The organism is Luteibacter sp. dw_328 (assembly GCF_018449605.1).
Lineage (GTDB): Bacteria > Pseudomonadota > Gammaproteobacteria > Xanthomonadales > Rhodanobacteraceae > Luteibacter.
This window is the reverse complement of record NZ_JAAVUW010000006.1, coordinates 262,604-284,266: the sequence shown is the minus strand read 5'-3', so window position 1 is coordinate 284,266 and position 21,663 is coordinate 262,604. Positions and strand designations below refer to the sequence as shown.

Annotated in this window: 20 protein-coding genes; 6 read left to right on the top strand and 14 right to left on the bottom strand. The window is 62.6% G+C overall.

Features of this window, described 5'->3' with window-relative positions:
* Positions 1–7: 7 nt before the first annotated feature.
* Both HB634_RS16230 and HB634_RS16225 read left to right on the top strand, forming a co-directional pair.
* On the top strand, positions 8–7,495 hold the full coding sequence (locus tag HB634_RS16230) for a neuraminidase-like domain-containing protein (RefSeq protein WP_213949312.1): 7,488 nt from the start codon (positions 8–10) through the stop codon (positions 7,493–7,495).
* Positions 7,496–7,580: 85 nt separating this feature from the next.
* Positions 7,581–8,276: a hypothetical protein gene (locus tag HB634_RS16225; protein WP_213949310.1), complete on the top strand. Its 696-nt coding sequence runs from the start codon at positions 7,581–7,583 to the stop codon at positions 8,274–8,276.
* 39 nt (positions 8,277–8,315) lie between these two features.
* On the opposite strand, the gene tatC is transcribed toward HB634_RS16225, so the two are convergent.
* The 4 genes from tatC to HB634_RS16205 all read right to left on the bottom strand — a co-directional run bounded on the left by tatC (position 8,316) and on the right by HB634_RS16205 (position 10,510).
* Complete coding sequence (tatC, locus tag HB634_RS16220) at positions 8,316–9,074, bottom strand: twin-arginine translocase subunit TatC (RefSeq protein ID WP_213949308.1); 759 nt, start codon at positions 9,072–9,074, stop codon at positions 8,316–8,318.
* Positions 9,061–9,483, bottom strand: coding sequence for a Sec-independent protein translocase protein TatB (gene tatB, locus HB634_RS16215; RefSeq protein WP_063570437.1), 423 nt, complete (start codon positions 9,481–9,483; stop codon positions 9,061–9,063). Before tatB ends, tatC begins: the two co-directional genes overlap by 14 nt.
* 13 nt (positions 9,484–9,496) lie before the next feature.
* On the bottom strand, positions 9,497–9,742 hold the full coding sequence (gene tatA, locus HB634_RS16210; protein ID WP_063570436.1) for a twin-arginine translocase TatA/TatE family subunit: 246 nt from the start codon (positions 9,740–9,742) through the stop codon (positions 9,497–9,499).
* 75 nt (positions 9,743–9,817) lie between these two features.
* Positions 9,818–10,510: a lipid-binding SYLF domain-containing protein gene (locus tag HB634_RS16205; protein WP_213949306.1), complete on the bottom strand. Its 693-nt coding sequence runs from the start codon at positions 10,508–10,510 to the stop codon at positions 9,818–9,820.
* An 87-nt stretch (positions 10,511–10,597) separates the two neighbouring features.
* On the opposite strand from HB634_RS16205, the gene hemH reads away from it, so the two are divergent.
* Both hemH and HB634_RS16195 read left to right on the top strand, forming a co-directional pair.
* Positions 10,598–11,719: a ferrochelatase gene (hemH, locus tag HB634_RS16200; protein WP_213949304.1), complete on the top strand. Its 1,122-nt coding sequence runs from the start codon at positions 10,598–10,600 to the stop codon at positions 11,717–11,719.
* Positions 11,673–12,548 carry an alpha/beta hydrolase gene (locus HB634_RS16195; protein ID WP_345777508.1) on the top strand — a complete coding sequence of 292 codons (876 nt, stop codon included), beginning with the start codon at positions 11,673–11,675 and terminating at the stop codon, positions 12,546–12,548. The genes hemH and HB634_RS16195 overlap by 47 nt, the downstream gene beginning before the upstream one ends.
* Before the next feature lie 37 nt (positions 12,549–12,585).
* Here HB634_RS16195 and cyoE read toward each other — a convergent pair whose 3' ends face one another.
* The 4 genes from cyoE to HB634_RS16175 are packed head-to-tail and all read right to left on the bottom strand — an operon-like array spanning position 12,586 to position 15,945.
* The gene (gene cyoE / locus HB634_RS16190) at positions 12,586–13,503 is read right to left on the bottom strand and encodes a heme o synthase (protein WP_213949302.1); all 918 of its coding nucleotides are present in this window, start codon (positions 13,501–13,503) and stop codon (positions 12,586–12,588) included.
* Positions 13,500–14,651 carry a COX15/CtaA family protein gene (locus tag HB634_RS16185; RefSeq protein WP_213949300.1) on the bottom strand — a complete coding sequence of 384 codons (1,152 nt, stop codon included), beginning with the start codon at positions 14,649–14,651 and terminating at the stop codon, positions 13,500–13,502. The genes cyoE and HB634_RS16185 overlap by 4 nt, the downstream gene beginning before the upstream one ends.
* A complete protein-coding gene (locus HB634_RS16180; RefSeq protein WP_063571445.1) occupies positions 14,651–15,217 on the bottom strand; it encodes a hypothetical protein in 567 nt (188 codons plus the stop codon). Before HB634_RS16180 ends, HB634_RS16185 begins: the two co-directional genes overlap by 1 nt.
* Complete coding sequence (locus tag HB634_RS16175) at positions 15,214–15,945, bottom strand: SURF1 family protein (RefSeq protein ID WP_063571444.1); 732 nt, start codon at positions 15,943–15,945, stop codon at positions 15,214–15,216. The genes HB634_RS16180 and HB634_RS16175 overlap by 4 nt, the downstream gene beginning before the upstream one ends.
* A 59-nt stretch (positions 15,946–16,004) precedes the next feature.
* Between HB634_RS16175 and HB634_RS16170 the strand changes: the two genes are divergently transcribed.
* Together HB634_RS16170 and HB634_RS16165 are read left to right on the top strand one after the other, a co-directional pair.
* Positions 16,005–16,223, top strand: a complete 219-nt coding sequence (locus HB634_RS16170; RefSeq protein WP_036139356.1) for a twin transmembrane helix small protein — start codon at positions 16,005–16,007, stop codon at positions 16,221–16,223.
* A gap of 72 nt (positions 16,224–16,295) precedes the next feature.
* Positions 16,296–16,718 (top strand): hypothetical protein, encoded by a 423-nt coding sequence (locus HB634_RS16165; protein ID WP_213949298.1) that lies wholly within the window; start codon positions 16,296–16,298, stop codon positions 16,716–16,718.
* Between the two features lie 21 nt (positions 16,719–16,739).
* On the opposite strand, the gene nadS is transcribed toward HB634_RS16165, so the two are convergent.
* The 6 genes from nadS to HB634_RS16140 all read right to left on the bottom strand — a co-directional run bounded on the left by nadS (position 16,740) and on the right by HB634_RS16140 (position 21,541).
* Positions 16,740–17,024, bottom strand: a complete 285-nt coding sequence (gene nadS / locus HB634_RS16160) for a NadS family protein (RefSeq protein ID WP_046967931.1) — start codon at positions 17,022–17,024, stop codon at positions 16,740–16,742.
* 411 nt (positions 17,025–17,435) lie between these two features.
* The gene (locus HB634_RS16155) at positions 17,436–18,329 is read right to left on the bottom strand and encodes a cytochrome c oxidase subunit 3 (RefSeq protein WP_063573035.1); all 894 of its coding nucleotides are present in this window, start codon (positions 18,327–18,329) and stop codon (positions 17,436–17,438) included.
* Positions 18,330–18,364: 35 nt separating this feature from the next.
* Entirely contained in the window at positions 18,365–18,490 is a 126-nt protein-coding gene (locus tag HB634_RS22920; protein WP_255548639.1) for a hypothetical protein, read from the bottom strand.
* Between the two features lie 3 nt (positions 18,491–18,493).
* A complete protein-coding gene (gene ctaD / locus HB634_RS16150; protein ID WP_063573036.1) occupies positions 18,494–20,104 on the bottom strand; it encodes a cytochrome c oxidase subunit I in 1,611 nt (536 codons plus the stop codon).
* 34 nt (positions 20,105–20,138) lie between these two features.
* On the bottom strand, positions 20,139–21,038 hold the full coding sequence (gene coxB / locus HB634_RS16145) for a cytochrome c oxidase subunit II (protein WP_213949296.1): 900 nt from the start codon (positions 21,036–21,038) through the stop codon (positions 20,139–20,141).
* 20 nt (positions 21,039–21,058) lie between these two features.
* Complete coding sequence (locus HB634_RS16140) at positions 21,059–21,541, bottom strand: DUF2244 domain-containing protein (protein ID WP_213949294.1); 483 nt, start codon at positions 21,539–21,541, stop codon at positions 21,059–21,061.
* Positions 21,542–21,663 lie beyond the last annotated feature (122 nt).

The window sequence follows — 21,663 nt, the reverse complement described above, 5'->3', positions numbered from 1 at the left end:
AGCGCGCGTGGCCGAACTCCTGCGCAGCGACAAATCCGTCGTGACGGCCGTGGCAGGCAGGCTTGCCGATGGAACGGCAGGCCGCCTGACCACCAGCAGTCACATCGCGTGGTTGCTTCGCCTGCAAGCGCTCGCCGAACGCACGACGATATCCGTCGACGCCTTGCTCGCGCTGGCGCGTCTTGAACCGGAAAGTGCTACCGCCGACATGGAGGCCGCCGGACACTTGCTACTTGCCACGTGCGAAGCCTCCGAGCGGAACGTCATCGTGGGGATGCACAACCGGGCGTGGTGCGATGCCATGATCGCCTGGCTCCTGGGGCGGGCAAGCGACACGGACGGCAGGAAGTTCGCCAATAAGAATGAACTTTCAACTTGGCTGTTGACCGATCTGGAAGTTGGTCCCGAACCCGAAACGACACGACTGGCCGCAGCCATCGACAGCCTCCAGTTGTATATCCACCGGTTACTCAGCGGCCTCGAAAAGCACCTGGACCCGCGGGTGGATTCCGAGGAAGAACGCCAGCAGTGGAGTGCCCGTCGCGCCCGCTACGTCGACTGGCGACGAGACAGGGAACGCAGGGCCTACCCGGAAAACCACATCCACCCGGCAAACCGCGAGCACAAGACCAGCGCCTTCTTCGATCTGGAGACACAACTGGCCCAGGGCCAGGCGCGCCCCACCGACATCGACACCACCTTGCTGAGATACCTCGCCGATTTCGAGCAGGTCAGCAACATTCAGGTGATTTCCGCCTATCACGACGGCACCAACCCGGCCGAGGACGAACTCAACCTGATCGGCCGCAGGAACATCGAGCCTTACGACTATTTCTGGCAATCCGGTCGGATGAACGTCAAGGCGAACGACAATCAAACCGGCATGCTCGCCTGGAGCGGCTGGAAGAAGATCGACTTGCCGATCAACGGGACACTGACACAAACCAGGATACCGAGACCATCCTTGGGGACGATCGAAAAGGCGCTGACAGACGAAATCGAAAAGAGCAACGAAAGCAAGAAAACGGCCAAAGAACTCCTCAATGCTGTCGACATCGCTACCGACAGGGCGGCTGCCCAAGCGGCGGCCGACGCCGCCGCAGCCATCGCCGCCGCCGACATGAAAGCCGTCCGCGCCGCGACAACCGCATTGACCGTCGCTCGCTACGACGAAGACGATTCCCGGGACAGCATCGAGACGATTCGGCCACTCATCGTCGACGGCAGAAAATATATCGTCTGGGTGGAGCGAGACAGCACCGCACTCTCCTTCGACAACGAGACCAAGGTCAGTCCGTACTACGCGTTACGCGTCTGCTACAGCTACCTGGATACCAATGACAACTGGAGTGCATCGAACACCCTCCTGAAGCTCGATGGGTACATGGATGACGGCACGCGACCGAACCCCGCGCCCTCGTCGAGTACCGATCCGTTGTCGGCTGCGGACATGCCCGAGCGGAAGCTCTTCACTCGCAGCTTCCGACCCGGCCTCATCGTCATGGAAAACCGCAAGGGCCAACGCGAAGCCGAGCCCTACCTGGTCGCGATGCTTTTCGACAGCACAAAACAGACGATACCGGACGAGGCGAAAGACTGGACGGCGAAGAAGGACTACTACCTGGCGGTGCGTGACCTGCTGCTTATCGACGAGAAACATCTGGACGGCGAGAAGGCGGGCGGCGAGCTGGAGAAGCGACTCGTCCGCAACTGGTACAGCCTCTTCCGGGATCCGCGTGTCGTGCAGCATCCTTACATCGGCGCGAAGTACGAATTGAAGACCAACGGCGATCAGGTAAGCAAGCCAGACGACACGAGGGTCAAGGCGCTGGCGGACAAACTCTTGATGAAAGGCCCGGAGAGCGCCGGCCTCAGCGCTTCACTGACAGCTGACGGAAAACAGATCGAGATTACTGGCATCTTTGACGACGTGTGGTTGCCGAAGCAGGGATCGCGGAAACCGGTCGAAACCATCAATGACATTGAGCTTATCTCCATCGATTATGTCATCCGTGTGAGAAAGTTCGTCGAATATGAAGCGCAAGGACCGAGAGTAAAGAAGGACTTCGGTGTAGTTGCCGAGTATGCACTGAAATCGCATATCGCCCCTGACTCGTGGGACAGCACGAAGATCCATTTCGATAGCATCGATATAAAGATCATCCATGAATCGACGTTCGGCAAACTCGCCAAAGATCGGGAGGCTACCGCGATCGGCTACATCGAGGAAATAATCCCGGGACTCGATGTTGAGGCCAAGTCACTGGAGATAAGAACGACACTTCTCGATTTATTGGAGAGTAGAGCCTTACCGCTAGTAACCAGCCTCGTCGAGGCGGATGGCAGCGGAGTGTCGACACTGCATATCGGTACCTACGCAGGAGCTTCGCCAGTGGGACCCGATCTCGACATTCCCTGCACACTCAGTGGCGCCCCACAGCAGGACGATCCGATTTCGGTGAAAGCCGAACTCATCCGCGTCGGCAACGCGCAATCGCCCGCGACATCTGCGTCCGATTCGGTCGACCTGGAGAGCCTCAAAAAGCGTTACCCGACCGTCCCATCGGAAGCGCTGGATACGCTCCACGCACTCGCAACGACCAACCAGGCCGCCCTGGGCGCTTGGCTGCCGCTACTCACCGACACATGGCGCATCCCAGCCAGCGACTACTATCAGGCGCTTCGCGACGAGGAGATTGAGTTTGGCACCTCCGACAAAAGCGCGCTCTCTGGCGAGTTACCGTTCCTGCAGGCTACGCATGCAACCCACAGGAAAGCGCTGCATAAAGCCTTCATCGGTCTTATGGTCGATCAGTTGGGCGCATCACTTCCCGAGACGACTCGCGCGGCGTTACCTGCCGAGGTTCGCAGCGCGCTAGTCCGTTTTGCCGCAAGCGAACAGGCCAGCTACCGCGAACTCATGACAACGCTGGACAAACTCGTCGGCGGTAGTAGCACCGATGTGGTTATCAAGACCGTGATGTTGGACGCTCACACTCGTGGGACGAAGCGTATCGTCGCAAGCATCCCCGTGAATATCGACGAGACGGATTACACCTTCCGTCTGGTCCTCAGTGCCTCGGACGATCCGACGACGAAGACCGTCGACGACGCCTACGACGAGTGGACCCGTCTCACCGCGCCGTATGCCCTCGTCAACCTCATCGAGGCGGCCACCCTGAGCGCAGACGACCTCGTACCCACCGCTCGTGTGCGCCGCAACCGCGCGCAGGCGCAATACCTCGATCTGGACGAGTCCCGCCAGCCACCGATCCGTCTGAACACCTTGTTCGGCAAGCAGCTCGTCGCCCGTGCGACGCGCTCGGTGGACGCTGCGCTGTCGATCGATGCGCAGACGCTACCCGAACCCGCCCTGCGTGCCGGCGGCAGTGGTGGGTTCGTGGACTTCCGCGGCGCCAACGGACTGTACTTCTGGGAACTGTTCTTCCAGGTGCCCTGGCTGGTTGCCTGGAGCCTGCGCGAGAAAGGCCACTACGAAGAGGCGTGGCACTGGTGCCGTCGCTATCTTTTCGACCCCTACCGCGGGAGCGCGACCAAAACGTCGGCGCCGATTCCTTTCTGGAACTGCCTGCCGTTGGTTTATCCCCTCGATGGGGCCAGCGACACCGGTGCCGCACCGGAGCTGGCGGGCTACGCGAACGCCATCTACTTCCGTAAAGCCATCCACGCGTTCCTGGTCGACCTGTGGCGCAAAGAAGGCGACGAACAGTTCCGGCGACTGAGCCCCGACACCCTGCGTGACGCGAACCTTTGCTACCAAAAAGCGCTGCAGCTCATCGGGACGCTCCAGGAACCCGCTGAAACGCGCCCGTGGGCACCGATGAAACTGGGCTCAGTGCCGCGTGACGCGTTTGTCCAGCCCGTCGATCGAGTATTACTGGAACGTCGCGCGTTGTTACTGGGCCGCCTCGAGAATCTCCGTCACGGGCGCACCATCGACGGCGTGCTTATCCCCTACCTGGGTTACGGCGACGAAGATGCGGAAGACAGCTGGAGTGGCGGTCGTCGCGGATCGACGAGTGGCTTGCGCTTGCTTTCGCTCCACACCATGCCCGCCTATCGTTTTCGTGAAGTGGTGGCCATGGCGCTATCGGCGGTGGAACGCCTGACCGATCTGGGCCGGTATCTGTTCCGGATCTACGAACACGAAGCGGACAACGCGCTGGAAGTCGAACAGCTGAAGAACCTGGTGGCCCTGGCCGACTTCGATATCTCTCTCAAGCGCAGAGCGGTCGAAACCGCCAGGCGCGAACGCAATACGCTGCAGTTGAGCCAACAGGCCACACAGACGCGGATTAAGTATCTGACGGGGCAGCTTGCGTTCCCTCGTAGCGCGATCGAGGTCGCCGGCACGACGACAGCCGCTTTTGGTATAGCTTTGCAGCTCGCGCGCCTGGTACCCATCGGCGCACAAGGTGGACTGAAAACGATCCCGAGGATCCTCGGTATGGCCGTCGGTAACGCCGACCCCGCGGGAGTACCCCAGGCGATCAGCGATGCGCTAGGCGCCACTTCCGAAGCCAGCCGCCTGCTTGCCGAAGATCTCCGGGTTGAAGCCGCCTACGAGCGCCGTAACGAGGAGTGGACGCACGACAAGGCCCAGGCCGAGCACGATCTCACCATCCTTGCCTCGCAGATGGAGGAGCAGACGTCGCGTGCCGAGTCGGCAACGATCGAACTTAACGAAGCGATCATGCGCCGCAACACGTTACGCAGCGAATACGAGGTGCAGACCACCGGGTTCGCCACCGCATCCACGTACACGTGGATGCTGGGCCGCCTCGGCGAGCTGTTCGCCTCGGCCTACCAGTCCGCTTTCGCCCTCTGCCTGGACGCCGAGGCAAGCTATCGTTATGAAACCGGCGACTTCGATAGCCAGCACGTGCGGCTCGATGCATGGGATGGGGCACGACGCGGCATGTTCGCGGGCGAGGCCTTGCAGAACGATCTTCACATCATGCAGGGCGCCTTCCTGCGGCGCCATGTGCGGCGCCTGAGCATTCACAAGACGATTTCGCTCAAGAAGGAGCTGGGAGAGGCGGCATGGAAAACTGCCCTGTCAGATGGAAAGCTATCCTTCCATTTGACTGAAGAGCTCTTCGACAAGGACTTTCCCGGTCACTACCTTCGCCAGATACGGTATCTCGCGGTCGTCCTGGTGCCGACGGAGGGAAGCCCAAAGGTGCCCACTCCGAAGCTGAACGCCGATACGGAGATCCGCGCCGTACTCACGCAAACGTCCAGCGCGCTCCTGTATCGACCCGATCCCATGGGCGTGGAGTCGCTCTACGACCCGACCAAGGGTAGTGCGGAAGCGGTCCTGCGCGACCTGCGTGGCGACCAGCAGATCGTGCTCTCGCACGCGTCGCCCCGACCGGGCGCCGATCCACTGGAAACCATCGCGCTGCGCAACGAATTCGCGGATGGACGCTATGGCATGTTCGAGGGTGCCGGCGCCGTCTCGTCCTGGAAGCTCGATCTTCTTGACGACGCGAGCATCCGCGGCCAGATCGCCGATATAGAGATTCGCCTCGACTACTCCGCCGCCTGGGGTGGTATCGAGTTCAAGGAGAAAGTGGACGACTTGCTCGCGTCACTACCTGGCAAGACCACAGGGGACGTGTCGCCCCCCGCTCAGACCGTTAAAGAAGACCTTGCAACCGACGTTCCTGTCGACGCCACCGTCTACCCGACCCCGCGTGCGCTGGACGCTCGGGGCCTGAACGCCATTGATCGACGCGACGTTCCCAACGGTGCGGCCCTTACGATCGCGCCCTGGCCCTCTATTCGTAACGGCCAGCGGATCTGGCTACAGTGTTTGGGAACAAGAGCGGATGGCACCTCCGTGCCCCGCTCGCTGCGAGGGTCCAGCAAACCCGTCACTCTTGACGAGGTCTTGCAAGGCATCGAGGCAACCATCCCACATGCTTATCTGGAAGAGCTCGGTGACTACGCGCAGGTAAGGGTCGTATTCAAGGCGTCACTCGACGGAAGCGGCGCATCGAGCACGGCGACGATGTTTCCGGAACTCACGCTCGATATCCCGAAGTGCTCCACGTTGCGCGTGCAGATGGATGAGGTTTCCGAACTGGAATCCCTTCCCGATCCTTCGTTGCCATGCGACTACGGCTACGTCGCGACGTCCGCCGAGGAAGGGCCCACGTCGCTCTCGTTGGATGGCACCGCGAAGTTCCTGAATGTCCGGCTGGTGGACACAAACGAAGAGAAACGGATCGTCCGATGCCGGCTATCTCGCCGGGTTTTCACGGAAGACGTCCACGCCATCAATACAGGGTGGGACAACCCCTCGGAGGCGAAGGGCCGGGACCATCTGAATTCCACAAGACTGCTCGCCGTCGTCAGGCCCGAACACAACCCGAACCTGCCGTTCGGTACGTACCGGGGACTTACCACGGTCCAGCTCATGAGCTGGGCCGTGCCGGGGATGCGAGCGAGGGTGCGGGAGTCCATTCGGCTCGAGGTGAACTTCACGTACGCGGCTCCAACCACTCCGCTGGCTCCTGCTCCAAAGCCGCCTCCGGCATCTAACCCTGAGCCTGCTCCGAAACCCGTACCCTCGCCGGTTCCAACCCCAAAACCGGCTGTGGCACCGAAGCCCGCTCCCGTTGCCGACCCAAAGCCACCACCGTCTGGCAGCACCGCAAACATCGCGAACCTTCCTCGCCCGGTGCTTGCCGAGGTCCTCGCGCGCAATGCGCTCGACTGCCGGGACATAACGAACGGCGGCAAACTTACCGTAGCGGCGTGGCCCACTATCCAGGAAGGTCAGCGCATCTGGTTACGCTGCCAGGGAACGAAGCAGAATGGTTCCAAAAATGACCTGGACCTGTTTCCTTCGCCAAGAACCGTCACGAAGGATGAAGTCAGTGCGGGACTGAGCGTTACGCTTCCTTACGTCTACCTCAACGGACTCGGCACCAAGACCGAATTGCGGATCGTGCTCAAAGTTGCCCTGCATGGCGGCGACGATGAAGCGTCTGCCGTGGAGTTCCCAACGCTTTCGCTCGACATTCCGCGGATTACGGCTCAATTTGTAGATGGGAAGAAGCCCGTTCTCCACATATCGCCAGCCACACCAGGAATCGGCTCCCGTCCGGGTTACCTCGCGATCTCCGACGATGAAGGTCCGACATCGTTAGCCGCCTCCCCTCCAGCGCCTACCCTGCTCAGCACGACGGTCGTCGACGACAATGGCCGCAAATACTCCCTCAAGCTCAGAGGAACACTGACCTGGGCAGGCGAAGCGGCCTTCGGCATAAACCATTCCGCCATTGCCAAAGGTGGAGCAGCCGACAACTCAGGCGAAAGTGTTCTATCCATTGAATACCTCGCCTCGGACAATCCCGATCTTCCTCAGGGGAAGTCCTACACGGGGCAATTGGTTCTCCAGGAAGTAGGACAGACGGGAAAGGTGGTGCAGTCGCTACTCGTCGGGATTGGCATCAGGCGATGACCGGTCCAGCGTGAGGCCATCGGCCGCTCCCTGAAGTTGTTACGGATGCGGCCGAGGGCACCGTATAACTCAAGGAGAACATGGCATGGATACCCGCCACCCCATCTATCGGTTTTCAACCCCCTCTTGTCTGGGTGCATGGATCGCTATCGTGTGCATAGCTGCTATCCCTTCGGGAAGAGCCGAGGCCGCTAAGACACCCATCCAGGTTTGCCAGACATCCAAGGATGCGGCGAAGGAATATTTGAGCGGGAAAGGAATCGAGACGACCGATGCGAGCGCGGACGAGGACGTGGGGAGCGACCACTACAATCCGGCAGACTGCTCCGCACCGAGTTGGAGGGCAAGCTTTGCTGAAGTCTCTGACTACGAGGAAGTGAAGGATCAGCTGACAAACCTGTGCACCGAAACAGGCGGAACGCTATCTGAAAGAACAGGATCACACCCCAATCAGACGATCATCGCCACATGTCATCTAAAAAAGCCAGCCAATCCGACCAAGACGCCAGTCCAGGCGTGCAAAGACACCGCCGATAAAGCGAACAAAGCTCTGCGTCGCTGGGATGGAGGCACAAGTTCGTCGAGAATCTCCCCGGACCCCGACTACTGTTTGCCGCTGAACTGGAAGCTGATCATCCACACCGAAGACGAGGACGCCGAATACACGAAGGCCGACCGTCAAGGGATAGAGGAAATCTGCAGGAAAGCCCGCGGCGTTCTGATTAATCCCGAGAAGGACGAACCTGACGTCATGTGTAGCTTCGAAACCTATGCGAAGTGACGCAGCATTTCCTGATGATTAATTCGACACACCCATGAGTTACTCCCCTTCGGGTGGTTTCAGCAGGAAGCGCACCGACAGCAGGCCCACTTCGTACAGCAGGCACATAGGCACGGCCAGCATCACCATGGACAACAAATCCGGTGGAGTGATGAAGGCGGAGATGGCGAAGGCGCCGACGATGGCGTAGCCCCGGCCCTTGCTGAGCTTCTGGGCGTCGACGACGCCGATCGCCGCCAGGATGACCACGGCCACCGGCACTTCGAAGCAGAGTCCGAAGGCGAAGAACATCAGCATCACGAAGTCGAGGTAATGCGTGATGTCCGTCATCATCTCCACGCCTTCGGGGGTGACGGCGTTGAGGAACTTGAAGGCCGCCGGCATGACCACGAAGTAGGCGAACGCGCAGCCGGTGTAGAACAGCACCAGCGACGCCACCAGCAGCGGCCGCGCCAGACGCTTCTCATGCTTGTACAGACCGGGACTGACGAAGGCCCACAGCTGGTACAGGATCATCGGCATGCTGATGAACAGCGCCACGAAGAAGGCGAGCTTCAGCGGCGTCACGAACGGGCTGGCCACTTCGGTCGCGATCAGGTGCGCGCCCTGGGGCATGCGCTCGACCAGCGGCCTGGCCAGTTCGGCGTAGAGATGGTTGGCCACCGGCACGAGGGCCAGCAGCACCAGCAGCAGGACGACGACGGCGCGAAGAAGTCGGGAGCGCAGTTCGATCAGGTGGGAAAACAGGCCCTCTTCGATCGCGTCGTCGGCGGACGGACCGGGGTCAGCTGCGGTCATGCGGTTCATCCGTAGTCGGCGCAGGTGGCGTCGTCACACCGTGGGCCAGTGGCAGCATGTCGCGCGCCGGGTCGGCCTCGCGGCCTTCGATACGCGCTGTCTGCGTTTCGGTAAAGGTGTCGCGGACGCGGTCACCGGTGTCGCGGATGTCCTTGCCGGCGCCGCGGATCTCGTCGCGCATGCTGTCATGCGCGGAACGGGCGCTTTCGGCCGTCTCGCGCAGCGTGCGCTTGATTTCCTCAGCCTGGATTTCGCGTTCGACCTCGGCCTTGACGTTATCCCAGCCGTTGCGCATGCGCCGCAGGAGCAAGCCCGCGGTACGCGCGGCGTGCGGAAGCTTCTCGGGGCCGAGGACGATGAGCGCCACTACCGCGAGCAGCAGCAATTTACCGAAGCTGATCTCGATCATGGCGCCGCCGGGATCACGGAGCGCGGTCGCGCGGCTCGGTGGATTCGGTGTGGGTCGGCGGGACCTGACCCGTTACCGGGGGATCCGCGCGCAGCTTGTCTTCACGCTCGCGGGCCGCCTTGGCCTCTTCGTCGCCATCCATGCCCTTCTTGAAGTCGCGCATGGCACCGCCCAGGTCCGAGCCGATGTTGCGCAGCTTCTTCGTGCCGAAGATCAGCACGACGACGAGAAGCAAGAGGACGATATGGGTAATGCTCATGAAAACCTCGCAGGCGCCCGCCAGGGCACCGATGGGACGGACCAGCGCCCTTGCGTGACGCCGGATGGTTCAGATTCAGCGGTTAGTGTACTCCTCCAGCGTGTCACGGAAATTGACGACATAGGCTGGAGCGTTGGTGATACCGCCTGTCTCGAAGATGCGGCGGGGGGTGATACCCGGGCCGTAGACCTCCTTGTTGGTGTCGTCATCGATGCTGAAGTGGGTGCCATCGAGGGCCACGCCGGCGAACAGGCCGCGCGCGCGCGAATAGGTGTAGATCTCGGCCTTGAGCTGGCCATCGGTGGCCGCCGTGGCTGAGCGGCCCACCGGGCCGGCGGCGGCGGAGGCGTTGGCGCCCAGGGTGAACTTACCGTCGATGATGCCCTGCACGCCCCGATCGGTACGGAAGACCAGGATCACGTCGGCCGACTGGATCCCGATCTGGAAGCCTACCCCGGCACCCGCCATGGAGATGAAGTTGGGGTTGGACCAGGTGCCATCGGGGCTCTTGATCGAGATCAGGCCTTCGCCCTTGGCCCCCGAGAAGACGAAGCCGCCCTTGACCATGTCGGGGAGGACGGCAATGGCCCTCGCGTTCTTGAGGAGGTCGGCCGGCAACTGCTTGTCCGGGGCATCGTCCATGATTTCCTTGAGCACGCGCACCGCATTCTCTGCCTGCTCCTTCGGCGGGTCGGCGGCCTGGACTGCCGAGACCGGCAGCAAGGCAAGAAGGCCGAGAACAAGCAGGCGGGAAAGACGTGGGGTCATCGCGTGGCTCCTTTCATACACATGACGGCTTCGGCGTTACACCGCGCTATGGCAGACTGCGGGAATTCCCGCGAGTGCCCGACGCCGATGCCAGGTACGCCAAACTATACCGGCCTTGCCGGGTATTCCCATGACCACCTGCCCCAGGTCGGTGTGCTGCTGGTTAATCTCGGTACACCTGAAGCGCCTACCGCCGCTGCTGTACGGCCCTATCTGGCGCAGTTCCTCGGTGACCCGCGTGTCATCGAATACCCGCGCCTGCTCTGGCTGGCCATCCTGCACGGTGTGATTCTGCGCGTGCGACCGAAGCGGTCGGCACACGCTTATGCGCGGATCTGGACGGAGCAGGGTTCGCCGCTAAGGGTAGGTAGCGAAGCGCTCGCCGCCGCCTTGCAGGCCGAACTGGGTCGTCGTCGGCCCGGCCCGATCCGCGTGGCGCTCGCCATGCGCTACGGCAAGCCCGCCGTGGCGGAAACCATTGCGCAGTTGCAGCGCGAAGGCGTCAGGCGACTGCTCGTGCTGCCGCTTTACCCCCAGTACTCGGCCACCTCGACCGGGAGTGTCTTCGACGCGGTGGCGGATGCGGTGAAAGGCCTCCGCTGGCCGCCGGAGCTGCGCCAGATCAACGACTACCATGCGGAGCCGGGCTATATCGCCGCGCTGGCCGATAGCGTGCGGGCCCACTGGGATCGACACGGTCGCGGCGAGAAATTACTCATGAGCTTCCACGGCATTCCCGAACGCTACGTGCGTAACGGTGATCCGTATTTCTGCCAGTGTCACGCCACGGCGCGCCTGCTGCGCGAAGCCCTGGGACTGTCCGAGGTCGAGGCACCGCTCAGCTTCCAGTCGCGCGTGGGTCGTGAGCGCTGGCTGCACCCCTACACGGATGAGACGGTCAAAGTCTTTGGCGCCAATGGCATCAAGCGGATCGACGTCATCAGCCCCGGTTTCGCGGTGGATTGCCTGGAGACGCTCGAGGAAATCGCCATGCAGAACGCCGACTTCTTCAAAGAGGCCGGCGGCGAAACACTGAACTACATTCCCTGCCTCAATGCGACGCCCGCCCATGTCGGGACGATCGCCGACCTGGTGCTGAGGCATGCGCAGGGCTGGCCCGAGTTCGCTGCGGACTACGACGCTGCCGAGGCGGCGCGCCGGCTTGCCGCCAGCCGAGATCGCGCTCGACAGGTCCGCGACGATGCGTGAGTTGCGGACTTCCATCTCCGGGCTGGAGCTTTCCGGGCTGACCTGGGGTGAGCCGGATGCGCCGCCGCTCGTGCTCCTCCATGGGTGGCTTGATAACGCCGCGAGCTTTGCCCTGCTGGCGCCGTTGTTGGCTGAGCGCTTCCATGTCATCGCCCTGGACCTGCCAGGCCACGGTCATTCCGACCATCTGCCGGAAGGCACGATTTATCAGCACGTCGACTACACCCGGGCGGTGCTGGCAGCGGTCGATTCGCTCGCCCTGCCCCGGTTTCATCTGCTCGGCCATTCGCTCGGTGCGGGCGTGGCGACCATGGTCGCGATCGCCGCGCCGGAGCGCATTCGCGCCCTGGCGCTGATCGAAGGCCTTGGCCCTCTCGGTGACGACGGATCCCGCACGCTCGAGCGCTTTCGCGACGCATTGGCCATCAAGGACGAGGGCAGCCGTCCGCTGCGCGTATTCCCGTCTATCGACGATGCAGCCCGGGCGCGGGCGCTGGCCAGTGGGCTGGACAGCTCGCTGGCCCGGCATATCGTCGAACGCGGATTACGGGAGGTAGAGGGTGGCTACAGCTGGCGCAGCGATCCGCGCCTGTCGAAGCCGACGGCCATCCGCCTCGCCGAGACGCAGGTGATGTCGCTGTTGCTCGGCCTTGCGGCGCCGACGTCGCTGTTACTGGCGCGACCGCATCCGCCGTATCTGGAACCGGAGGCGTTGCAGGTACGGATCGATTGCGTGGATGACATCACCGTCACGCGGATGGACGGGGGGCATCATTTGCACCTGGAGCATCCGGGGGCTGTGGCCGAGTGGTTGCGCAGCGCGCTGTAGGATCGCCGATGAATCGGCTCCTACACGGGCATTGAAGTCAGACCACCGGCTCCAGCCTAAACGCCGGCTGCACCATCGGATCCACCAGCCAGTGGTCCGCCAGCAGGAAGGCAAACAAGACCATCAGGTACACGATGGAATAGTTGAACATTTTCATCGCAAACAGCTCGTCCGGCGGGTTGAGCATGCGGATGGCGTACCAGAGGAAGCCCGCGCCGAGGATCACCGCGCCGAACAGGTAAATGAGCCCGCTCATGCCGGTGAAGAAAGGCAGCAACGTCACCACGCAAAGCAGGATCGTATAAAACAGGATGTGCCAGCGCGTGTAGACCACGCCATGGGTCACCGGCAGCATCGGCACCTGCGCACGCGAGTAGTCATCGACGCGGAAGATCGCCAGGGCCCAGAAGTGCGGCGGCGTCCAGACGAAAATGATGAGCAACAGCTGCAGCGCATACGGATGCAGCGAAGCGGTCACCGCCGTCCAGCCGAGCATGGGCGGCGCCGCACCAGCGAGACCACCGATCACGATGTTCTGCGGTGTCGCACGCTTGAGGTACGCCGTGTAGATCACCGCGTAGCCGATCAGCGAGAAGAAGGTCAGCACGGCGGTGAGCATGTTCACCAGGAACACGAGCACCAGCATCGACACGATGCCGAGCGACATCGCGAAGATGAACACCTGCATCGGCGTGAGTTGACCCGTGGCAAGGGGACGGTGCGAGGTGCGCGCCATCAGCTTGTCGATGCGCTGGTCGATGAGGTGGTTGAATGCCGCCGCGGACGCCGACGCCAGCCAGATGCCGAGCGTACCGAAGACCGCCGCATGCCAGGTCGGCAACACGCGCTGGCCGGAGGCATCGACGGCGAGGAACATGCCGATAACCGCACAGAAAACCAGCAGCGCGACGACGCGCGGCTTGGTCAGTTCGTAGTATTGGGCGATCTTGCTCACAGGGACTCCGTCGTCGCAGGCAGGCGCTGCGTGCTGGCCAGGGCCGCGAGCAGGGTGAAGAGAAGCAGGGCCGCCACGCCATTGTGCGCCGTCGCCACGGGCAGCGGCAGTCCGAGGTGGACATTGCCGACACCAAGAAGGACTTGCGCGATCAGAACCACGCCGACCGCGATACCGATCCTGCGCAGACCGGCGCGCGCCAGCTTGTGCGAGAGCCACGCCAGGTAACAGAACGTCACCAGCGCACCGATGCGATGCGCGAGCTGGATTGAACTGCGTGCCGCCATATCGAGCACGCCGCCTTCATAATTCACGCCGATGCCACGCCAGAGTACGAAGGCCTGTGGAAAATCGGTCTGCGGCCACCACTGACCGAGGCACTTCGGAAAATCCGTGCCGCAGGCGAGCGCCGCGTAGTTCGAGCTCGTCCATCCGCCCAGGGCGATCTGGCAGACCAGCACGACGATGCCGATCGCGATGGGCGCACGCAGTGCGGCGAAGCGGTCGTCCGGCGTTCCTACGCGCCACCAGCGCAGTGCAGCCCACGCTAGCAGGGCGAACGTAGCAAGGCCCCCGAGCAGATGGCCCATCACCACGATCGGCTTCAGCAACAGGGTCACCGTCCACATGCCGAGCATGGCCTGGAAGATGATCACCGCCAGCGCCGCGATGCCGATCTTCCACGCACCCGGTCGGTCGAGCGTTGCCGCGGCGATCAGCGGCAAGGCAATCGCGAAAGCGGAAAGGAACGAGGAGACGACATGCTCGCCGCGCATGTACATCACGACGCCCACCACCGCGAACGCGGCGGCGAGCAGTACCGCGACCACCGCCACGCGTCGGCGCCAGGCCGAGATCAGCGCGATGGCCAGCACCATGAAGCCCAGGCCACCGGCGAGGAAACGATGGACCTGCTCTCGCCAGGCCTTGTGCGTTTCGTAGGGGCGATCCGGGAACGCTTCGTTCGCCTGCGCGATGTCCTGCGCGTGGCCGGGCCACGAGGCCTTGCCGTAGCAGGTCGGCCAATCCGGACAGGAAAGCCCGGCATTGGAAAGACGGACGAAGGCGCCGAACATTACGATGCAGAAGGCGAACAGTGCAGCGAGAAGCCCGAGCGTGCGCAGGATTTTCACGGTACGCGGGGGCATCAGCGGATCACCTTCTGCATGTCCTTGCGCAGGCCGCTCGGGTCGAAACCGGCGGGATAGTAAGACAACGCGGTGCCGTTGGACTCGATAAGCACGGCGGAGACACTGTCCGGCTCGGTCGAACGAAATTCTCCGAAGGCATCGGCGATATCACCGCCCACCTTCCAGGAAGGCATGACGCCATCGGCACCCGGCGCGGTCGGCGGCGTTCCCAGATAGAGCAGGCGCAGGCGATCCGCATTGGCGTTGAGCACGATGCGCGCGTTGCGCATCAGCGCCAGGGTCTGCAGGCAATGGTCGGCGCAGCCGGGACCCGGCAGGGCGATCAGGGTCAGGCGTGGCTCACTGTCTCGCCACACCCAGGGCTTGCCGTCCACGTCGATACGCACGTCGTTGACGCTGCGCTGAGGCACGATCGGCCGGCCGTTGCCCTTCCCTTCCGGCTGCCAGCCGCTGAGCGTAAGCAGCCCCGCAGCGATGATGGGCGCAAGGAACACCAGCATGATCAGGATCAGCTTGATGCGGCTGCTACGGATGTTCTTGGTGGAGACGTTCGGATCGGTCATGGTTGCTCGGGCCGCTTCGGGCGTCGCTGGCGATGCAGGAGGACGAAGATCACCACCGCGGCGAGCGCGAAGGTGAACCACTGGAATGCATAGGCGCGATGCCGCGCCGGCGGCATGAAGCCAGGCGTCCAGTCGCGCGTATAGATGCTGGCCGGATCGGCATCGAGCAGCAACACGCGAGGATACAGCGCGCGGCCGACGTCGGCGCCGATCTCCTTTATGTCGACATACACCATCGATTTTTCCGCACCGTGCTGTTCCGGCAGGCGATCGCCGCCCAGGCGAACACCGACACCGGGCGACGGCACGTACAGCCCGCGAATCGTCGTTTCGCCCTTGGGCAACGGCGGCAGTCGCGGGTTGGCGCCGGCCTCCTTGGCCAGGAATCCGAGGTCCACCAGCACGTACGGCACGTGTCCGTGCGGCGAGAACGGCACGTAAACATGGATGCCGACCTGGCCCGCATGGGTCTGGTCGTCGAGGATGTAGGTGTGGCCAGGCACGAACTGGCCATGCAACGCCACACGAGGGTAGCGATCCACCGGAGGTGCGTCGGCAATCATGCCGAAGTCCTCCACGGCCGCGGCGGCGGATGCGGCGTAGCGCCGCAGCAGCTCGTCCTTCTCGTCGGCGCGATCCAGCTGCCAGACACCCAGGCGCACGAAGGCCAGCACGCCCACCACGGTAAGTGCGACAGCGAACCACGTCGGACGACGCAAGAAGGTCATGCCAGACGCCCCGTGGCCACCGCTATACTCGGATTGTCGATATCAGGCGGAAGGGTCACGTGGAAACCATCTATAAGTACGCGCTGGTGATCCTGCTGTTGGTTGTGCTTTTCAACCTTGGCCAGGCCCTGTTCTTCATGATGACCGACAAAGGCCAGAGCAAGCGCACGGTGTGGGCGCTCACCCGTCGCATTGGTCTGTCGTTGCTGCTCATCGCCATGGTCGCGCTGGGCATCTTCATGGGCTGGCTGCACCCCCATGGGGTCGGCCAATTCTAACGCGCCCGGCCGGGGGGCCAAGGCGCGGTGCGGCATTTGGTGCCGTGGGGTAGCGATAAGGGGGAAACAGGGATGATGTCAGTACCACGCAAACCATTACCAACCGCGCTTTTTCTCGCGCTGATTCCTGTCGGCTGGCTGGCCGTCACCGTCGTCATGACCGGCCTTGAAGGCCTGTTCGGCATCTTTCCAAGCCGCTTCGCGGCTGCCCTGAAAAGCTTTCACGACGCATCGCCAGCCCTGCTCGTCGGTTGGGGTGCTACTGCCGCGATGGCCGCCGGCGCCTTCCTTACCCGCGGCCGTCGACCCTACGCCTGCGTCCTGTTCATGGCCTTGTTCCTCATCGGATACGCGGGCCTCGCGCCTGCGATGTATCAGCGCGTCATCTTCGGCGTGTGGATCGCCGGCATGGACGGAATTCTTGTTGTCGTCGGTATCTGGCAGCTGACACGTGAACGCAGCGACGAATCGGTGGCTCGCTCGACGAGCGAATAGGCTCACTTGCCCACGGGTAAGTCAGGCCAGGGCAGCAAGCACGTGCTTGGGGTCTTTACGAATGGCACGCAGAAGCGCCCGAGCCGGACCCGTCGGCGCCCGCCTGCCCTGCTCCCAGTTTCGCAGCGTGCCCACGTCGACATCAAGAAGAAGAGCGAACTTCGATTGCGAAAGGCCGGTCGTTTCCCTGAGCTCCTTGATAGCTGCCGGGTCGACCCAGAACACACGGGATGCCTGCCGTTCGCCGCGAAGGATCTCGTCCATTTCCTGGACGCTCTCCATCAGGTCTTCAAAAAACTTGCTCATAGTGTCGCTTCCAGGTCTCGATGATCTTTCGGAGTGCCTTCCGATGCTCTGCTGAAAAGGTCTTCCCGCTCGCGCTTTGCGAATATCAGCAACATCGCCATGTGAGAGCGGGGAACGAAGTGGTAGTAAATCACCCGCGCCCCGGCACTTTTGCCGACGAAGATCACGCGACGAAGGTACGCCAATGACGCACATGCGTCAATGGCGTACCCCTCAGGATGGTGTGTTCCATGATCCCTCCTCAGATCGCGCGAATTGCGCGTCTGGAAGGATCCGGACCCGCAAGGCGCAAGGTCAGTGGGCGCGGCTCAACACGGCGGGAAGGCGGCGGCTCCCAAAAAGAGCTTCAGCCAAAAAAAAACCCGCCTCACGGCGGGTTTTTCGATTCACACGGCTGTCGCTTACGTCAGGTCAAAGCACGTAAACAAACAGGAACAGCGCCAGCCACACCACGTCGACGAAATGCCAGTACCAGGCGACGGCTTCAAAACCGAAGTGGTCGTCCTTGGTGAAATGGCCCTTGGCGCAGCGGATCCAGATGATCGCCAGCATGATCGTGCCCAGCGTCACGTGCAGGCCGTGGAAGCCGGTGAGCATGAAGAACGTGGCGCCGTAGACGCCGCTGCCCAGCGTGAGGTTGAAGTGCTCGTATGCTTCGGCGTACTCGTGGGCCTGGAACCACAGGAAGCCGCAACCGAGCAGCACCGTCGCACCGAGACCGATCAGCAGCGCCTTGCGGTGACCAGCCTTCAGCGCATGGTGCGCGATGGTGATGGTCACGCCGGACGACAGCAGGATCAGCGTATTGAGCAAAGGCAGGCCCCAGGCCGCGATGGTCTGGAACGAGCCGCCGATCTTCTGCGGACCACCGCCACCGTTCGCGCCCCACGAAGCCTCGTAACCCTGCCAGACGAACTGGTGGGTAAGGACACCATGGCCTTCACCGCCCAACCAGGGCACAGAGAAGATGCGGGCGTAGAACAGCGCACCGAAGAAAGCACCGAAGAACATCACTTCGGAGAAGATGAACCACATCATGCCCATGCGGAACGAGCGATCCACCTGGCCGTTGTAGCTTCCCGCCATCGATTCGCGGATGACCGAACGGAACCAGCCGAAGAACATGCCCAGGATCATGGCGAAGCCGACCCAGAACATCGGCTTGCCGAAGGCGCTGCTGTCGCCGGGCTGCGAGTTCAGCCAATGCGCGGCACCGTACACGGTGACGAACATGGAGACCGCCGCCACGATGGGCCAGTAGCTCTTGCTCGGTACGTAATAGACGTCTTGTTGCTGGTGACCCATGGTGGTTTCCCGTGGATGTCGCTTGGTTTAGCCGCTCAGACCTTCAGCATCTGCACGATCGAGAGTAGGAACACCGCCACCGCGAAGCCGCCCGCGATGAGTGCGGTAACGCGGGCGCGCTTGCGGCGCGCCGTCATCTCGATGTCCGTCATGTCCTGCATCGATCAGTGGTCCGTGTTGCCGTGGGCGAGCTCGTCGTCGTGGATGACCGGCGGCACGTCGAAGGTGTGGAACGGTGCCGGCGACGGCACGGTCCACTCCAGGCCCTTGGCGCCTTCCCACGAGCGGTCCGCCGCTTTCTTCTTCGAGAAGAAGACGCAGTGGATGATCACGCCGAGGAAGATCAGCTGCGAGGCGCCGAACCAGAAGCCGCCGATGGAGCTGATCATGTTGAAGTTGGCAAAGGCGACGTTGTAATCCGGGATGCGTCGGGGCATGCCCGCCAATCCGAGGAAGTGCTGCGGGAAGAACAGCACGTTGACCGAGATCACGCTGGACCAGAAGTGGATCTTGCCCCAGGTTTCGCTGTACATGTGGCCCGACCACTTCGGGATCCAGTAATACGCGGCGGCCATGATCGAGAACGCGGCGCCGGTTACCAGCACGTAGTGGAAGTGCGCGACCACGAAGTAGGTGTCGTGGTACTGGAAGTCGGCCGGCGCCAGGGCCAGCATCAGGCCGGAGAAGCCGCCGATGGTGAACAGGATCACGAAGGCGATCGAGAACAGCATCGGGGTCTCGAAGGTCATCGAGCCGCCCCACATGGTCGACACCCAGTTGAAGACCTTCACGCCCGTGGGCACCGCGATCAGCATCGTCGCGTACATGAAGAAGATCTCCGCGCCCATCGGCAGGCCCACGGCAAACATGTGGTGCGCCCAGACGATGAACGACAGGAAGGCGATGGAAGCGATCGCGAACACCATCGCGCGGTAGCCGAAGATCGGCTTGCGGGCGAAGGTCGGGATGATTTCCGAGATGATCCCGAAGGCCGGCAGGATCATGATGTAGACCTCGGGGTGCCCGAAGAACCAGAAGATGTGCTGGAACAGGACCGGGTCACCGCCGCCGGCGGCGTTGAAGAAGTTGGTGTGGAAGTACTTGTCGGTCAGCAACATGGTGACTGCGCCGGCAAGCACCGGCATCACCGCGATCAGCAGGAACGCCGTGATCAGCCAGCTCCAGACGAAGACCGGCATTTTCAGCAGGTCCATGCCCGGCGCGCGCATGTTGAGGATGGTCGCGATGATGTTGATCGCGCCCATGATCGAGCTGATGCCCATCAGGTGGATCGCGAAGATCACGTAAGCCACCGACTCGCCCTGCAGCGACAGCGGCGGGTACATCGTCCAGCCGCCGGCGGGGCCGCCGCCCGGCATGAACAGGGTGGACAGCAGCATGAAGAAGGCGAACGGCAGAATCCAGAACGACAGGTTGTTCATGCGCGGCAGCGCCATGTCCGGCGCGCCGACCATCAGCGGAACCATCCAGTTCGCCAGGCCGACGAAGGCCGGCATGATCGCGCCGAAGATCATCACCAGGGCGTGCATCGTCGTCATTTCATTGAAGAAATACGGCTGCACGAGCTGCATGCCCGGCTTGAACAACTCCGCGCGGATAACCATCGCGAAAGCGCCGCCGATGAAGAACATCGTCAGCGAGAAGATCAGGTACAGCGTGCCGATGTCCTTGTGGTTCGTGGACATCACCCATCGCTGGAAGAAGCCCTTCGGGGCTCCGTGGTGATCGTGGTCGTGGGTGGCTGCGTGCGCCATGGCCTTGCACCTCTACCTGCAAAAGACTGTTCGGTTAACCCTGGGGGACCGGGGCGGGAGCGTTCTGGGCGGTCTGCGCGGCCTTCTGGATCTTGGCCTCGTCTTCCTGGGTCGCCAGCCATTGTTCGAACTCGGCCTTCGGCACGGCCTTCACGACGATCGGCATGAAGCCGTGGTCCTGGCCGCACAGTTCGGCGCACTGGCCGCGATAGACACCGGGCTCCTTGATCTTGGTCCAGGCCGCATTGGCGATGCCCGGGATCGCGTCCATCTTCCAGCCAAGCGCCGGCACCCACCAGGAGTGGATGACGTCGCCGCCGACGATGATGAAGCGAATCTTGACCCCGACCGGCACCACGAGGGGCTTGTCGACATCGAGCAGATAGGTGTTGTAGCCGTCGACCTGGATCTTGTCCGGGTCGAGGTTGGACTTGAGCTGGCGGGTACGGTCCGAGGACTCCTCCAGCTTGGACACGAAGCCGACCTTGTCGACGCCCTTGCCCTTGTAGTCGACGTAGTCGTAGCGCCACTTCCACTGGTAGCCGGTGATCTTGATCGTCATGTCGGCGCCGGTGGTGTCGGCGAACGTGGTCAGGCCCCCCGTGGCGAGGTTGGCCAGGAAGATCAGGATGATGACCGGGACGACCGTCCAGACGATTTCCAGTTTCGTGCTGTGCGCCCACTTCTCGGCGACAGCCCCGCGCGATTTCCGGAAACGGAACATCGCGATGAACATGGCGCCGAAGACAATGACGCCGATGACCACGCAGACCCACAGGGCCACCATGTGCATGGCGTAAGGCGACCACTCGCTCACACCCTGGGTCATGTTCATCTGGTTAGGAACGGGATTGGCCCACGCCTCCCCGCCGAACAGCGCCATCGCGCCTGCCGCCCACGCCGAAACCGATCGTCCGATGCCGCCAGATGTCATGTCTTGCACCTTTAATGAACCTACCTGCGCGTCTGGCTCGAGACTTCGGCCAGCAGCACCATGAGTTTCCTTGACACCTCGACCCGTTCCTCTTCCCCGAGAAAGGCGCCGATTTCGAGCTCGTTGCCATGCGACTTGAGCAACAGACGCTGGCGTCCGTCCCCCGGCGCCAGACCCACCCTGACCCAATACGTCTGGAAGCGCTGCACCCGGCGTCCGGGCACCACCCTCACTTCCAGCGTATCCAGCCCGATGGCGATACGTTCACCCCTGTCGCCGGCCTTCCAGGCCGCGCCAAGCGCGAACCCCACGACGAAGGTTTCGATCAGGGCGAACACGGGAGCGAAGACATTCCCCTGCCACGCGCCAAACGACGCCGTCGCCAGGGCTATCGCCGCCAGACCCATGATCAGTCGACGCAGACCAAGCTTGTCCAGCGCACGGTTGGGCCTGAGCCACAACACGCGCGGCTGACCCGCGACGGTCGGTCGAAGCACGTTCATGGAAAGTCCAGCGTGCCTGGAACCCGAGGGATGATAGGGCGCTGGTCAAGAAGCGGCAAGGTTGGGAAGGGACGTGTTGTCGCAGGCCGCACGCCGCAGGGCACCCTTCCGCTATGCAACAC